General features: G+C 38.9%; 9 protein-coding genes and 2 pseudogenes. 2 read left to right on the top strand and 9 right to left on the bottom strand.

What is annotated here, in order from left to right:
• The 6 genes and pseudogenes from AC1DND_RS03400 to mutL all read right to left on the bottom strand — a co-directional run.
• Window positions 1–1,689: pseudogene (locus AC1DND_RS03400) on the bottom strand (carboxypeptidase regulatory-like domain-containing protein); the annotation flags it as partial.
• 313 nt (window positions 1,690–2,002) lie between these two features.
• Window positions 2,003–2,635, bottom strand: a complete 633-nt coding sequence (locus AC1DND_RS03395) for a nitroreductase family protein (RefSeq protein ID WP_057932199.1) — start codon at window positions 2,633–2,635, stop codon at window positions 2,003–2,005.
• A 754-nt stretch (window positions 2,636–3,389) separates the two neighbouring features.
• Window positions 3,390–4,502: an endonuclease/exonuclease/phosphatase family protein gene (locus AC1DND_RS03390; RefSeq protein ID WP_477579121.1), complete on the bottom strand. Its 1,113-nt coding sequence runs from the start codon at window positions 4,500–4,502 to the stop codon at window positions 3,390–3,392.
• Window positions 4,502–5,356 (bottom strand): rhomboid family intramembrane serine protease, encoded by an 855-nt coding sequence (locus tag AC1DND_RS03385; protein ID WP_477579119.1) that lies wholly within the window; start codon window positions 5,354–5,356, stop codon window positions 4,502–4,504. Before AC1DND_RS03385 ends, AC1DND_RS03390 begins: the two co-directional genes overlap by 1 nt.
• Window positions 5,349–6,080: a rhomboid family intramembrane serine protease gene (locus AC1DND_RS03380; protein WP_477579117.1), complete on the bottom strand. Its 732-nt coding sequence runs from the start codon at window positions 6,078–6,080 to the stop codon at window positions 5,349–5,351. Before AC1DND_RS03380 ends, AC1DND_RS03385 begins: the two co-directional genes overlap by 8 nt.
• A gap of 197 nt (window positions 6,081–6,277) precedes the next feature.
• Window positions 6,278–8,113 (bottom strand): DNA mismatch repair endonuclease MutL, encoded by a 1,836-nt coding sequence (gene mutL, locus AC1DND_RS03375; RefSeq protein ID WP_029279969.1) that lies wholly within the window; start codon window positions 8,111–8,113, stop codon window positions 6,278–6,280.
• A 713-nt stretch (window positions 8,114–8,826) separates the two neighbouring features.
• Between mutL and AC1DND_RS03370 the strand changes: the two genes are divergently transcribed.
• Both AC1DND_RS03370 and AC1DND_RS03365 read left to right on the top strand, forming a co-directional pair.
• Window positions 8,827–10,461, top strand: a complete 1,635-nt coding sequence (locus AC1DND_RS03370; RefSeq protein WP_477579115.1) for an amidohydrolase — start codon at window positions 8,827–8,829, stop codon at window positions 10,459–10,461.
• A 46-nt stretch (window positions 10,462–10,507) separates the two neighbouring features.
• The gene (locus tag AC1DND_RS03365; RefSeq protein WP_477579113.1) at window positions 10,508–12,265 is read left to right on the top strand and encodes a serine hydrolase domain-containing protein; all 1,758 of its coding nucleotides are present in this window, start codon (window positions 10,508–10,510) and stop codon (window positions 12,263–12,265) included.
• Window positions 12,266–12,338: 73 nt separating this feature from the next.
• Here AC1DND_RS03365 and AC1DND_RS03360 read toward each other — a convergent pair whose 3' ends face one another.
• The 3 genes and pseudogenes from AC1DND_RS03360 to AC1DND_RS03350 form a co-directional block, all read right to left on the bottom strand.
• Complete coding sequence (locus AC1DND_RS03360; protein WP_477579111.1) at window positions 12,339–13,757, bottom strand: FAD-binding oxidoreductase; 1,419 nt, start codon at window positions 13,755–13,757, stop codon at window positions 12,339–12,341.
• A gap of 232 nt (window positions 13,758–13,989) precedes the next feature.
• Entirely contained in the window at window positions 13,990–14,535 is a 546-nt protein-coding gene (locus tag AC1DND_RS03355; protein WP_477579109.1) for a DUF6929 family protein, read from the bottom strand.
• Between the two features lie 106 nt (window positions 14,536–14,641).
• A pseudogene (locus AC1DND_RS03350) lies at window positions 14,642–15,343 on the bottom strand (isopenicillin N synthase family dioxygenase); the annotation flags it as partial.
• Window positions 15,344–15,394: the final 51 nt, after the last annotated feature.

Below are 15,394 nucleotides of genomic sequence, written 5' to 3'. Positions count from 1 at the left end.
GCCTTGTTCGGGTAAGAAATCAATTTTAGGTAATTTATTGGCAATAATATCAGTGTATTTGAAACTGCGGTAGCCCTGGGTAAGTAACAATACATCTAAATCTGCGTTTTTCTTCGCATCGGGTGCATTAAAGTAATAATTTGCTTTTTCGATATAACCCTTAACATCGCTGCTTAATAATAGCCCTGTTAATATCGTACTGGTTGCGTCCTCACTTGATGGAACCTTCGACTCATCTACAACAGCTACCGAGAAGCTACCTTCTACAGGGGCGCCGTCTTTTTTAGCCGCCACATTTATTTTAACCTTTTTCTTGATTCCGTAAGTAGTTGCAGCACTGGTTAAAGTTACGGCCATGGTATTTTTATGCTGAACAAAAACCAAGCGTTCGCTTAAGGGTTTACCAAATTCATTAAATAAGGTAAACTGTGCAATTCCATTCGGGAATTTAGATTTAAGTACGGTCGTATTGTATTCTTTGTTTGATAATGCTGTTTGTGCACCATAGCAGATCACGCCTTTGCTCTGCGCAATTAAATAAAGCTTTTTGCCTTGGTTTTGCTCAAAGAAAGCATCATTGGCTGCAATTTTTATGGCCACATTATCGGCGCTGCTATTATCTATATTTATGGCAACACCATTTGCTGCCACTGCAGGCAAATTATAATTTTGAGTAGTGCCATCAGCATAAGTAACTGTCGCTTTGTAGGTTTTTCCAGCTTCGGCCAATAAGTTGAAACTGCCCATTCCTAAATGCTGAGCGGTAAAAGTAGTAACAGTTTTGCCATCGTTATCCGTTACTGTGCCTTTAGCGTTAATGCCCAAACCATCACTTTTAATGGCTTTAAAGGCTACCTTGTTGGTTAAGCCGGCAATTAAACTTCCACCTTCAGGGAAAAATTGAAAATCTTTGCTTACGATAGCGTTTTTAAGTTGAAAGCTACTGCTTGCCACATCTTTATCAGTTGTATTGATGCTGGTAATCAGTTCGCCTTTTTGTAATTGATATTCTGCCTTTTGTGCATTGCTCATGGCTATTGTTAAAAAGCCATTGGCATCTGTTGTGCCCCTTCCTTTGGCAATAACGGTATAACTGGTAACCACTTGCCAGCTTACATTTTTATTGGCATAAGGTTTATTATYGGCATCTTTAAATTGTACGCGTGCATCAATTTTTTCTAACTTATCAGTAGAGGTATTTTTATAAGTGATATGGGTTTTCACTTCCTTGTCAATGGCTTCCCCTACATAAAAAGTCTTGTTAAAATAAGCAGGATCTTCACTGTTTAGCATCCACAAAGTATAAGCCCTGATATGGTAGTTACCTTGTTTATAATTAATCTGATCTAAGGGGAAACTGCCGTAAGCAAAACCACCGGTAATGGGTAGTTTTAGGGTTTGGATAAGCGAATCTTTCTGATTGATCACATCAACATAAATGATCTTACTAATTGCAGATAAGAAATTCTGGTTTTCGGTAACATATGCTTTAAACCAAACCGTATCGGCAACGGCGTAATAGGGTTTATCGAAATGAAGATAAATTTTTTCTGCAGGATAATCGCTCAATACCTTATTCGTTTTGGTAATGATGCTGTTTATGCTAATGGTGTCGGTTTGTGCCGACGAAGAAAAACTTAGTGCTGATAGAAGTGACAGTATTATAAACGATAATCTAAAAATCTTCATGTATTGGATATTAAATGCTAAGCCCGTAAATATATCCAATTATAAATAGAGCACATAAAATGTGATGATGTTTAACATTTTTTTACAAAAGATTTAAGTTCATTGGTCATTAGTTCACTGGTTCATTCCCCGTATACCGTCCTCCTGAACTTGTTTCAGGATCTAATATGTGAGTACTTTTTAGGTTAACCGGTTAATTGTTTAAATCGGTTAATCGACTCCAAACGCCAAACTCCCAGCGCCAAACTAACTATTCTAAAACAAAACAAGCCGCTAAATAGCGGCCCGTTTTAAATATAGTGTTGTTTGCCTGTTATTTAAACTCGATCAAAAATTCTTCTTTAGGTGAACGTACTTTTTTAAGGTTTACCAACCAATCGCCAGCTTCATCCCTGTTTCCTAATGGCAATAGGGTAACACTTTTTAAGCCTTTTTTATCTAAACCTAAAAGTTCATCTAAAGCAGGGCCATTAAAGCCTTCCATTGGTGTGGCATCTACTTTTAACAAAGCTGCTTCTGCAATGGCAATGCCGAAACCGATATAAGCTTGACGGGCTGCATGGTTAAAGTTTTCTTCAGCAGTTCTGGATAATACCATGCCTTTTAATTGTGCTTTGTAAGCATCAGTTCCACTTTCTGGTAAGCCACGTTCAGCGTTCATTCTGCTAAAAACGGCATCAATACCTTCTTCAGTATAGTTCTCGTTGGCTGCGAAAATCAATAGGTGAGAAGAATCGATAACCTGCGATTGGTTATAAGCAATCGGTGCGATTTTCTCTTTTAACTCCTGGTTGGTTACCACAATCACTTTAAATGGCTGTAAACCAGATGATGTTGGTGCCAAGTGTGCTGCAGCAATAATTTTATCAACCTTTTCTTGTTCAACAGGTTGACCGTTCATTTTCTTAACGGCATAACGCCAGTTTAGGGCATCTATTAAGCTCATATTTTTGAAGATTTTTTTTAAATTTTATGAAGCAAATATGGAGATAAGGAACAAACCTATTGTTGATGTATGGTAAGAAAAATTTTTGTTTGGGCTCCGTTGGCTGAAGCCAGCGGTAAAGAGGAGGCTTAGCCGTTGACTTCAGTCAACGGAATAAGATGCGAAATAAAGAAACAGGATTGGTGTCTCACCGACCGAAATGGAAAAGAGCTTTATTAAAATTAGAAAATGAAAGGCTTGTGGTTCTTGGAGGTTTTCGGCCCCGCTTTGCGCTTTATACCGATGAAGGATCGGTATGTTCGCTGCAATCGGGTTTAGGAACAAGGGTTTGTGCGCCCTGCAACCCCCAAAATGAAAAACTGTTTTGGCCACTTAGCCCTGGTTAAAGCGTTACCCCAATGTCATTAAGTTAAGGAGAAAACAAAAAACATTGTCATCCTGAGCCTGTCGAAGGACAAATGTTTTTTCGTTTTCGACTATAGAAAGGTCTTCGACAAGCTCAGACTGACAACGGCATAGTACTTAACTTAATGACATTGAGCGCTACCCTGCAGCAACGAGGTACGAGGCAGCGAAGCGTAAAAGCGTAAGGCGGGAAGAAACTTATTGTTTTATACAGGACTTGCACTCCAATAAGGAATGATCAGTTATAAGCAATCGCCATAATTCTTGTTTATATCCAAGTCAACGTCAAAGAAGAGCCTTAGTTTTGGCCGTTGACTTCAGTCAACGGAATATTAAATCTTAAAAGAAATTAAGGTACAAACCTTAAATCGCTGCGCACCGGAAAGTGATCGGATAACTTGGCCTGGGTAATTTTGTAATTTAACACCTCAAGTTCCTTAGAAGTGGCAATATAATCGATCTGAAAATTAGGGAACTTACCATTATAGGTTTTGCCAAAACCGTTACCCTTTTTAATAAAACTATTGTTTAATCCGGAGGTAATCTGGGTAACTACATAAGACGCCGGGGTATCGTTAAAATCGCCGGCAATAAGGTAAGGCGTTTTACAGGTTGCCATTTCCTTTTTCATAATATCAACCTGACCGCTACGTTTCAAAAAGGCACTTTTCAGCATTCTTAAAATCCGTTTAGATGGCTGCAGTTCGGTATTCATTTCTTTTACCTTATCCAAGTATTCGTAATCCTGCTTTTCGAAAGAAATAGATTGGAAGTGCACATTGTAAACCCTTAAGGTTTTTCCTTTGATGTTTAAATCGGTATAAATACTCATGTTGCCAGGGAAACCTTCAACAAAAGGGATTTTACCAGAATCCTTGATCGGGAATTTAGAAAATATGGCTAAGCCAGTAGCTTCGTAATCGTTTTTATTGGTGGGTAAGAAGTAGTAGTATTTTGTATTTAGTAGTACCTTCAAGCTATCAACCGTATCAAAAGCGCCTTTGTAACGGGTAAAAAACTCCTGGAAACAGATGATATCAGGATTTTGATCTTTCACCACCTGAAGCATTTTTTCTTTTACCGATTCGGTATTGTCTTCGCCGTATAGTTTAAAGCTGTGTACATTGTAGGTCATCATCCTGATGCTATTGTCTGCTTTTTCAGTGCCACCTTCATCGCCACCAATGGCGAAGGTTGCTTTTAAAGTTTTAGCACCTAGTGCGATAACCAGAACGGTGGCAATTGCAAAAATCCATTTTTTGCTTAAAAACCACCACACCAAGAAGATAATATTAGCGAATAGGACAAAGGGATAGGCGAGACCGAAAAAAGCAATAATGGCATGTTTTCTTGGATCCATATTTCCGGCAAGAACCCCCAATAGCAATGCAATTGCCAATACAACGGCAATGGGCAAAAGGAGTTTATCCACTAAACTATAATTCTTCTTTTTTGTGGCCATTAATCTTTACTTGCCTTAAATAGTTTTTCTTTTTCTACTGCTGTTAATTTATCGTATCCTGAGGTTGATATCTTATCTAAAATGGCATCTATTTCCTGCTGTGAAACGCCGCCTTTAAATTCGGGTTTTTTAACCGGTTTTTCATTCCGAACTACCTTTAATTTCGGTTTGCGTTCGAACAGCTTGCTCCAATCTCTTCCACGCTGCAAACTTTTAATAAAAGTGAAACCTAAAAGTGCGCCACCAATGTGCGCTAAACTTCCGCCGGCATTTACTGATCCGATGGCAATAAAATCGAGTACAAAATAAATAATGGCAATCCATTTAATTTTAACCTCGCCAAAGAAAAGCAACATGATGGTGTAATTCGGTACCAGTGTTGCGGCAGCGAAAATAATGGCCATTACGGCCGCAGATGCTCCTACAATGGTTACCCCTGCTAATCCGCCAGAATAAACTGGAAATATATTTAATATGGCTATGGCAAATAAGCCGCCAAATAAACCACCGGCCAAGTAAACAAAATGAAATTGTCTGCTTTTTAGAAAATTCATGAATATGTTGCCGAACCAAAATAAGCCGAGCATATTGAATAGGATATGAAGAACCCCGTCATGAAAAAACATGTAAGTAAATATGGTGTAAAAACGTTCAGGCAATTTGGAAATACTTGCTGGTAAGCCAACATATTCTCTAAGCCATAAATCAAAATCGATAGGGATACGACCTAAAAAAACAATTACACCAATGATGGCGGTGACTAAAAACAGCATCACATTAATCCCAATGTAAAAGAACAATGGATTGCCCGATTGAAAAACCTTGTATTTTAAATCTTTGAAAGTATTATTCATAGAGTGTATAAAATGTATCGTTTTTGTCTTTCCATATTTTAACCAGTATAAAGCCGATTAAGGCACCACCAAGGTGAGCATAATGGGCAACAGAATCGCCTTCAAACTGGGCAACACCCAAAGATAACTCTACTAAAATATAAATTGGTATAATATATTTTGCTTTCACCGGAACCGGAATAAACATAATCAGTAATTCGGCATTTGGATAAAGCATGCCAAAGGCAACCAATAAACCAAATATAGCACCCGAGGCTCCTACCATACCTCCAAAATAGATGCTTCGTAGTGTAACCGCTTGTGCCATAGAAAGTTGGCTTGTGTTGAACTCCCCCTGAAATAATGCGGTAAGGTTTATTTTTCCGTTATTGGTGGCACTACCTATAATCTGATGTACTTCGTAAGCCTGTACGGCCCACTGCAATGCAAGCGCACCTAATCCGGTAATAAAATAAAAAATAATGAATTTTTTAGCTCCCCATCTTGATTCTAGCAAACTTCCAAAAGAATACAATGCAAACATATTAAAAAAGATGTGTGCTATACCGCCATGCATAAACATGTAGCTAATCGGCTGCCATATCTCAAACTTCGGAGAATCAAAATAATATACTGCTAGCCGATCATCAAGGTGGAGTGTTGTTAATAGGTAACTCGCTACAAAAAATAAGATGTTAATTATCAGTAGGTTTTTTACTACCGGTGGAATATATATGTTATTCATTTAATTTTAAAAATCGGTTAATTGTTTAAACTGCTTAATCGACGCTAAACGCCTAACTCCAAACGCTGAACCGGGTAAATTGTTTAAATCGGTTAATCGACGCTAAACGCTCAGCTCCAAACCCCAAACTTTTTTACCACCTTAGACATCTAAGAACATCTAAGTTTTGCTTTAGTCTTTTAGCTTTGGTCTTTAGTCTATTTCTCAAACTTCTTATCCAACTCTGCCAAAGTAATGGTTTGGATAATCGGTTTGCCACTCACGCTAAAGTTAGGTGTTTTACAGGCAAAAAGCTCATCAATCAAAGTATTCATTTCCTCCTGACCAAGACTTGTTCCGGCTTTTATAGCGCTGTTTTTTGCTAAACTTCTGGCCAGGCTRTCGCGTTTGCTTAATTTTAGTTCCTGCTGCGAGTTTTTAAAGCCCTCAATCAACTGTTCAAATAATTGCGTTTCGTTAATATTGCTGCTGCCCAGATCAACCGGAACGCCTTCTACTACCAACGTATTTTTTCCAAATTCGCGTACATCGAAGCCCAAACTTTTTATATCATCCAGTAAACTTTTGGCCAGTTCAAAATCGTTGGCGTTAAGTGTAATGGTTTGCGGAAATAAACTCTGCTGCGATGCACCTTTGCGGTCATCCAGATGTACGAGAAAACGCTCGTAAAGGATTCGCTCATGTGCCATTTGTTGATCGATCACCATCAATCCCGACTTAATCTGCGAAACAATATAACGGTTGTGCAATTGCATGTACTGCTTTTGCTTGGTTTCTAAAACCGTTTCGTCAGCATAAATAGAGGTTTGTTCTACAATTGGCTGTTCAGTTATTTCGTAAAGCGAACCCCAGTTTTTAGCACTCGGTTTGGCTTCATAATTTCTTGGTGATGAAGCGTAACCCGATGTAGAACTGCTATCGATGGCAAATGGATTAAAATCAGGATTGAAATTAATGCTTGGTGGAACAATATCTTCAACCGCTTTATGGGTAATCATATTGCTAAAACCTGTTTCCTGATCGAAATCTAAAGTCGGCGAAATGTTATAACGGCCAATTGAACGTTTTACTGCCGATTTCATGATTGCATAAATGGATTTTTCATCCAGATATTTAATCTCTGTTTTAGTGGGATGAACGTTTACATCAATTTTTGATGGATCGATCTCTATAAACAGTACATACAGCGGATAACTATCGTCTGGTAATAAATCTTCGAAAGCCGAACTTACCGCGTGGTTTAAATACGGATCTTTAATGAAACGGTTATTCACAAAAAAGAACTGTTCGCCCCTGGTTTTCTTTGCAAAAGCAGGTTTGCCGATATAGCCTTTTAAGTTAATAATGGTCGTTTCCTCTTCAACAGGAACCAAGCGTTCGTTATAGTTGTTGCCAAAAAGGTGGACAATACGTTGTTTTAAATTGCCTTTTGGCAGGTTAAAAATCTCGGTGCCATCATGGTGCAGACTAAAAAATACAGCAGGGTGCGCCAATGCTACACGTTGAAATTCATCCAGAATATGGCGCATTTCTACCGGATTACTTTTAAGGAAATTCCTTCTGGCAGGCGTATTGAAAAATAAATTTTTAATCGAAATCTGTGTCCCAGGTGAGGTGGCAACGGGCTCCTGGTTGGTTACCTGTGCACCTTCGATGGAGATACAGGTGCCGATTTCATCCTCATGCCTGCGGGTTTTCATTTCTACCTGCGAAATTGCCGCAATAGAAGCCATGGCCTCACCACGGAAACCCATGGTACGGATGGCAAATAAATCTTCGGCTTTTTTTACCTTCGAAGTGGCATGGCGTTCGAAACACATTCTGGCATCGGTAACGCTCATCCCACAGCCGTTATCTATAATCTGAATCAATGCCTTACCGGCATCTTTTACTACCAGTTGAATTTTATCTGCACCTGCATCTATCGAATTTTCGAGCAATTCTTTTACCGCAGAAGCAGGTCGTTGAACAACTTCTCCGGCAGCAATTTGATTGGCAACAGCATCAGGCAATAAGTGAATAATATCAGTCATGTATTAAGGCAAAGTGAATTTGCTAAATTATGCAAAATAAGCTTAAAGAACCCGATTTGTTTAAAACTCAACATGTAAATGACTGTTGGTAAATAGGATTGAATTGCTAAGCAGACAATTTCACATAAGTTGTCATCCTGAGCGTAGTCGAAGGATCTTTAAAATATGAAAAATTACTTTCTTTTTTAATCTCTGGTCCGTGCTGATAAACGAATAACGCAAATGGAAATACAGACTATCGATTAGGAGAATAATCTATGCATTCATTTTTAAGTCTCATTTTTTTTGAAAAGCAGGTTCCTGTGCCAATCGGTTCTGGTAGTCCCGCTGTGCGCTGTATCTTTTTGGCTGCCCTTCGACTCCGCTCAGGGTGACCGCCAAAAAGTATACCGCTTCCATCGGGTTTATTTCACTTGGGCCAGTAGCTATAAACGCAGGAATCAATTGATTGGTTTACGATGAGCCGTCCTCCTGATCCGATAGCTATCGGATTTGTTTCAGGATCTATTAACGGATAATAAAGTTGTTATTTAGACGGCCTGTGGAGACACAGATCACGGCCTAGAGTAGAAAATCCGTGTTTATCCGTGTGCATCAGGGCAAAAAACTAATTGTCACGGTGTCTTAGCCAGACGCTAAGACCAATGGTACAAATCATCTCTGTAAAACCGAATTTACAAAGGCAATGATTTCAATTTTCTATCTTTATCGATATGAAATCCATTTTATACAGCCTTTTTCTAGCTATACTCTTCTCTTCTTGTGCCAGGAAAGAAGAAGCTGATGTAGTTGTTTATAATGCTAAAGTTTATACCGTAAACAAAAAGTTCGAAACAGTTGAAGCCTTCGCTGTAAAGAATGGTAGAATCTTGGCCCTTGGCAAAAGTGATGATATTCAAGCCAAATATGCTGGCAAAGAAGAAATCAATGCCGAAGGCATGGCCATTTATCCAGGTTTTATAGATGCTCATGCCCATTTTTATGGCTACGGACAAAGTTTGCAGACAGCTGATTTAAGAGAAACAAAATCGTGGGATGAAGTGCTTAAGCGCTTAACCGACTTTGCCAAAACGCACCCCGATGGTTGGTTAATTGGCAATGGCTGGGACCAAAACGATTGGGACAATAAAGCTTTCCCAACAAATGAAAAACTAACGGCACTTTTCCCTGATCGCCCGGTATTTTTAAACCGCATTGATGGCCATGCGGCCATTGCTAACCAAAAAGCTTTAGATGATGCAGGCATAAAAGGCGAGCAGAAATTGGTAGGTGGCGATATGCTTACCCAAAACGGAAAGTTAACTGGTGTTTTAATCGATAATGCCGTGGCTTTAGTAGAGCGTAAAATCCCATCACCAGATGCTAAACTGGCTGAAAAAATATTTATCGATGCACAGAAAAACTGTTTCGCGGCAGGCTTAACCACCATTGATGATTGTGGCTTAAGTTATCTGGCTGTCGAATTCATCGAAAAACTGCAGAAAGAAAACAAGCTTAAAATGAGGCTTTATGTAATGCTTTCTGATGAGCCTGATAATTATAAATATCTTTTTAGTCGCGGGCCGATCAAAACCGATCGGTTAAATGTTCGGGCTTTTAAGGTCTATGCCGATGGTGCCTTGGGATCGCGTGGGGCCTGCCTGTTGCACCCATATAGCGATATGCCAAATAAAACAGGTTTTTTATTGAGCGATCAAAAACACTTTGAAGAAGTKGCCAAACAGATCGCAGCCAATCATTTCCAGATGTGTACCCACGCCATTGGCGATTCGGCCAATAGGGTAATCCTGAATATTTACAATAAAATTTTAAAAGGTAAAAACGATCAGCGCTGGCGGATTGAGCATGCTCAGGTAGTGAATGCCGGTGATTTTGATCTATTCGGAAAGGCCAGCATTGTTCCATCCGTTCAGCCTACCCATGCCACTTCCGATATGTACTGGGCCGGACAGCGTTTAGGTGCCGAAAGGTTAAAAAGTGCCTATGCTTACAAACAATTGTTAAAGCAGAACGGTTGGATTCCTTTGGGCACTGATTTTCCGGTCGAAAACATTAATCCATTATTAACGTTTTATGCTGCAACAGTGAGAGAAGATGCAAAAGGTTTTCCGAAACGTGGCTTCCAAATGGAAAATGCCTTAACACCTGAAGAAGCTTTACGCGGAATGACCATCTGGGCCGCAAAAGCCAATTTTGAAGAATACGAAAAAGGCAGTTTGGAGAAAGGCAAATTGGCGGATTTTGTTATGCTCGATCACGATATTTTGAAATCAACACCACAAAACATATTAAAAACCAAAGTTTTAAAAACCTACCTGAACGGAGAAAAAGTATATGAAGCGAAATAGATTGTGTATCTTGGTTGTAGCATTTTGCTGCAATATTTTATGTTTAATGGCCTGCGCACAGGAGCATACAGCGAATGAGAAAAAACTGGCTATTGCCAATGTGATAGCTCATACAACCGTATTGTTAAACAATCAGGATGGTGTTATTCCCTTAAAATCACTAGAGAAAAAGAATATTGCTTCAGTTAGCCTGAGCTTTGCTTACAGTGCCGTTTTTGATAGTTTGGCGAATAAATATGATAAAATTACTTCATTTTCTGCCGATTCTTATAAAGACAGCGTGAATTTGAACGATTTAGAAGATGACCTTAAATATTTTAATACCATTTTAATTTCTATTGATGATCAAAATGTAAGCAAAGCCAAATACATTAACTTCATTAACAGTATCAGTAAAAATAAACAGGTAATTATTTCTTTTTTTGGTAATGGGCCAGGTTTAAAATCATTCGATCTGTTAAAATCGCCGATTGTATGGACCGGTCAAAACAATATTGATGCTGCTGCTATTGTGCCACAGTATATTTTTGGTGGCATTGCCGCTTCAAATAAGTTAACTACTGCTTATTCCGCACGTTATACCATGGGTTCTGGTTTTACTACAACGGCCACGCGCTTAAAGTACACCGTACCCGAAGATGCAGGTTTAAATTCGAACAACTTAAAAGAAATTGATGCCATTGCTGCTGAGGCCATAGCGCAGAAAGCAACACCAGGATTAGTGGTTTTGGTGGCTAAAGACGGTAAGGTGATCTTTAACAAAGCATATGGCACACATACTTATGACACCAATGTGCCCGATAAGGTAACCGATATTTTTGATCTGGCTTCGGTAACCAAGGTAACTGCAACTACTCCTGCCGTAATGCGTTTATTTGAAGAAGGAAAGTTAAAATTAGATACCAATATTGGTGCTTATATCCCAAAGGCACGTACTACGCCAATGAACAACATTCAGGTGCGCGAAGTGATGTTGCACCAGGCAGGTTTTATTCCCTACATTCCTTTTCACGATTATGTGAAAACCGGCGATTACAGCAGGGATTCTTCGGCAGCTTACCCGACGAAAGTAGCCGACAATTATTACATCAAAAAAGGCTTTTTTAAAGATTTTATGTGGCCTAAAATGTTAAACTCGCCAATAAAAACACGGGGCAAATATGTATACAGCGATATCAGCATGTATGTAATGAAAGATATTGTAGAGCACATTAGCGAAGAGCCTTTAAATCAATATACTTACGAAAATTTTTACAAACCATTAGGCATGCAAACGGCAGGTTTTTTACCACGTAACCGCTTTAAACCAGAACAGATTATCCCAACCGAAATGGATAGCTATTTCAGGAAAACCCTTTTAGTTGGCTACGTTCACGATCAGGGAGCAGCTTTGGCTGGTGGTGTTTCTGGTCACGCAGGTTTGTTCGCCAGCGCCAACGATTTGGCCATTATTTACCAGATGCTTTTAAACCGTGGTACTTATGGCGGGGTAGAATATTTCAAGAATTCGACAGTAGATATGTTTACTTCGAAACAATCGAATGTTAGCCGCAGAGGTTTGGGTTTCGATCGTTGGGATCCGGACACGACTAAACATTACCCGTCTGAACTGGCTTCGCCACAAACTTACGGCCATACCGGTTATACCGGAACTTGTGTTTGGGTAGATCCATCGCGCGGTTTGGTGTATGTGTTTTTGTCTAACCGTGTTAACCCTACCGTTACCGATAAACTATCGAACTTAAAAATTAGAGGAAGGATTCAGGATGTGGTAAATAAAGCCATAGACGAATCGAAGAAGTAAATCTTAGTTTGCATCATTCAGTGTTGACAACGTTCTAGCTAAATGGCTATTAAAGTTGACAACTCGCTTAATACTAGTTTTTTGGATTATAATAGGCATCAAAAAGTTTATTCCTGAATTTATAATTAGGATCATACTTCCTTTTTAATTTAAAAAATGTTTCAGCATTTGGATAAGCTTTTGAAAACTGTGATTGAGTAGCCTGTATTTGATAGGGCAGATAGTAAGCACCCTTTTCAGAAAGCGATGCATCAATCAAGGCCCTTGTCCATTGGGTTACTTTTGCCTTTTCAACATCAGATATTTCCTGTTTGTAATAAATTACGAAAGCAAAAACTTCCTCCTTAGCCCAAGCGAGATACGATCCCGTATCTTTATTTGCATGCCGGATTGAAATGTTGATCACATTTACATCGTTGTTTTTTAATACTTTAACCATTTTTGGATAAAAGGAATCAAAATGATCTACTGGTATAAAATATTCTTGTAAAACATAGGTCGCTTTTTTTCTCGAATTGGGTTCGAGCTCTTGCACATCATAGGTCGCTTCATAATTTCTCCATTCAACAACTTTACCTGTATAATGTACCGGATCTGCAATGTGTTGCCTTAGCCACTTTCCAAAATCAGAACCGGCAACTACTTTCATGGCAAATTTTTTCAATCCATAGTTTACATCGTTCGGTTTTAAACGCTCGGTTACGGTTAATTTATTTTCGGTTCTTGCATAAGTAACTGCTCTAACTTTGGTGTAACTATTTGGGTATATATCTGCGTTATGAAATACGAACTGGGGTTTATTTCGAATGTTAGAAAAGAAAAACTTTTTGTAGGCGGCAATATCCATCAGGGTATCTTTTCGCGCTATTTTATAATTGTCTGTTAGCGATAAGGTTACTTCGGTAATTACGCCAATTCCGCCGTAGCCGCCAATAGCTGCATAAAAAACTTCACTGTTAACCGTTGGGCTCGCGGTGATGAAACTTCCGTCGGCTAAAACAATCTTAAAGCTTTTAACTGATAAAATAATTGGTCCTTGCCCAACATAACGACCATGCACGTTAACACTAAGTGAGCCACCAACCGTAAAATTCGCATAAGTCTGCATAATTTTAACAGATAAATCGTATCGGTCAATAAACTGGATCAGCTCGCGCCACCTTATACCGGCTTGAACTGTGACTTCCTTATGTTCTTTTGAGAAACTTAAAATCCTGTTAAACTTTCTCATGTCAATTTGCAAAGCATTTTCTGTAGCCGTTTGTCCACCCTGACTAAATCGACCTCCACCTATCGAAATAGGTTCATTGTGGGTTTTAACTGCCTTAATAATTTCAGCAGAAGTTTGTGGCGCRATTATTTTGGTAACCTTTATGGGGTTGAGTTGTGTAACATCGTTTACGACGTTCTTTTGTATAATCGGTTTATCAGGCCGGCAAGCTAGGAGTAAAGAGATATAGATTAGAAAAATTTTGAGAGCGGTACGTTTCATAGTTGATTAGATGTTTGAGGTTTACATAATGATATAAGAGCTTAGGGTTATCAGCTTAATGGGGTGTTTGCTAGAAAGTTAATAGCTCCTAAGCTAATGATTTAGAATCAGCTTATAAATTACCGTTTTAAGTTTTTCGCTATCGCGATCTTCACATAGCAGGAAGGTTGTACTATGCTCGCTTTGGCTAAGCAAAGTAATGCCTTCAAATTTATGTTTGCCAGAGATTTTATTACTGAAGGTTAGCTTCAAAGTCTGTGAACTTAACTTGTTTAGCTTTAGCTAAATCTGCTTCCTGGATATTGAATATGCCATTCTTTGCATCGATCCCATTGCCCCGGTTAAAAAGTAGCCACTCATTCCCTGTAAAAATTGAACCTTCGAGGTTAAAGTTCTGATCGTCTGTTTTGGCGATAGCTTTAAGTTTGGTGTAGGTATCGGTCAGGTCTTTCTGAATAACTTTTTGAGTTTTCAGGTCGAATTCGATCATCAGGTTTCTTTTGGGCGTAGCGCCCGAACCTAATATGTAGAGCTTATTGTTATTATGACAAAGAATTTCGAAATCGGGTTTTAAGGATTTAGGTATATTTTCTAACTGATCAAGTGTTTTATCAAATAAAATCTGAATTTTGCGTAGCTTTTTGGTTTTGATGTTATATTCGTTCAAGTAGCCGCTGTTGTCGCCAATGATATACAGGAAATCTTCGTGAAGGAATAGACCCGAAGCAGAGCCAATGCCATCAATCTCGGCAAAAACTTCTAAAGTTGTTGAATGCATGTTTGAAAATAACAAAAAAGCACCGGTTTTGGCCGATGCTTAATATTTTTTCAAATAAGATTGCCACGTCTCGATGAAAAATCGAGTCTCGCAATGACGATCTTTTTTATTTTTTCAATCCAATTTCTCTTAATCTTTCATCCAAATATTCGCCCGCAGTCATATCGCTATAGGCTTTAGGATGTTCAGCATCTATGGTTGATGGTAAACTTGTTAGGTCCATGTCGCTGCGTGGGTGCAAGAAAAAAGGAACAGAGAAACGCGAGGTTTTCATCAGTTCACGAGGTGGGTTTACCACTCTATGTGTAGTCGATTTTAATTTATTGTTGGTTAAACGCTGTAACATATCACCAACGTTTACAACGATATCGGTATGATGTGCTTTAATAGGTAACCACTCATTACTGCGGGTTAACACTTCAAGACCATCAGCACTGGCGCCAATTAATAAGGTAATCAAATTGATGTCTTCATGTGCACCTGCACGTACCGCATCATCAGGAATGGTTTCAGGATTTTCGATCGGGAAGTAGTGGATACCCCTTAAAATAGAATTTCCGTTATGAACGTGTTTGTCGAAATAATTGATCGGCAATTCCAGGTAAGTAGCAATGGCGCGTAATAAATGTGTCCCGTTTTCTTCCAGTTTTTTATAAATATCGCCTGTTACTTTGTTAAATTCTGGCAATTCTTCTAAAACTTCATTATCAGGATATTCATTTTTAACAGGATCACCATCAGTTACTTCCTGACCAATCTGCCAGAATTCTTTCAAATCTGGAGTTTTAGCCCCTTTAGCTGACTTCCTGACCAATCTGCCAGAATTCTTTCAAATCTGGAGTTTTAGCCCCTTTAGCTG

Source organism: Pedobacter sp. 01N416, assembly GCF_056399685.1.
The sequence above is the reverse complement of the archived record's forward strand: the minus strand, read 5'-3'. Positions and strand labels throughout refer to the sequence as shown.

Bases quoted from the DNA above. Each gene is read 5' to 3' on its own strand.
- AC1DND_RS03395 (WP_057932199.1), bottom strand. From the start codon at position 2,635: ATGAGCTTAATAGATGCCCTAAACTGGCGTTATGCCGTTAAGAAAATG.
- AC1DND_RS03390 (WP_477579121.1), bottom strand. From the start codon at position 4,502: ATGGCCACAAAAAAGAAGAATTATAGTTTAGTGGATAAACTCCTTTTG.
- AC1DND_RS03385 (WP_477579119.1), bottom strand. From the start codon at position 5,356: ATGAATAATACTTTCAAAGATTTAAAATACAAGGTTTTTCAATCGGGC.
- AC1DND_RS03380 (WP_477579117.1), bottom strand. From the start codon at position 6,080: ATGAATAACATATATATTCCACCGGTAGTAAAAAACCTACTGATAATT.
- AC1DND_RS03365 (WP_477579113.1), top strand. From the start codon at position 10,508: ATGGCCTGCGCACAGGAGCATACAGCGAATGAGAAAAAACTGGCTATT.
- AC1DND_RS03355 (WP_477579109.1), bottom strand. From the start codon at position 14,535: ATGCATTCAACAACTTTAGAAGTTTTTGCCGAGATTGATGGCATTGGC.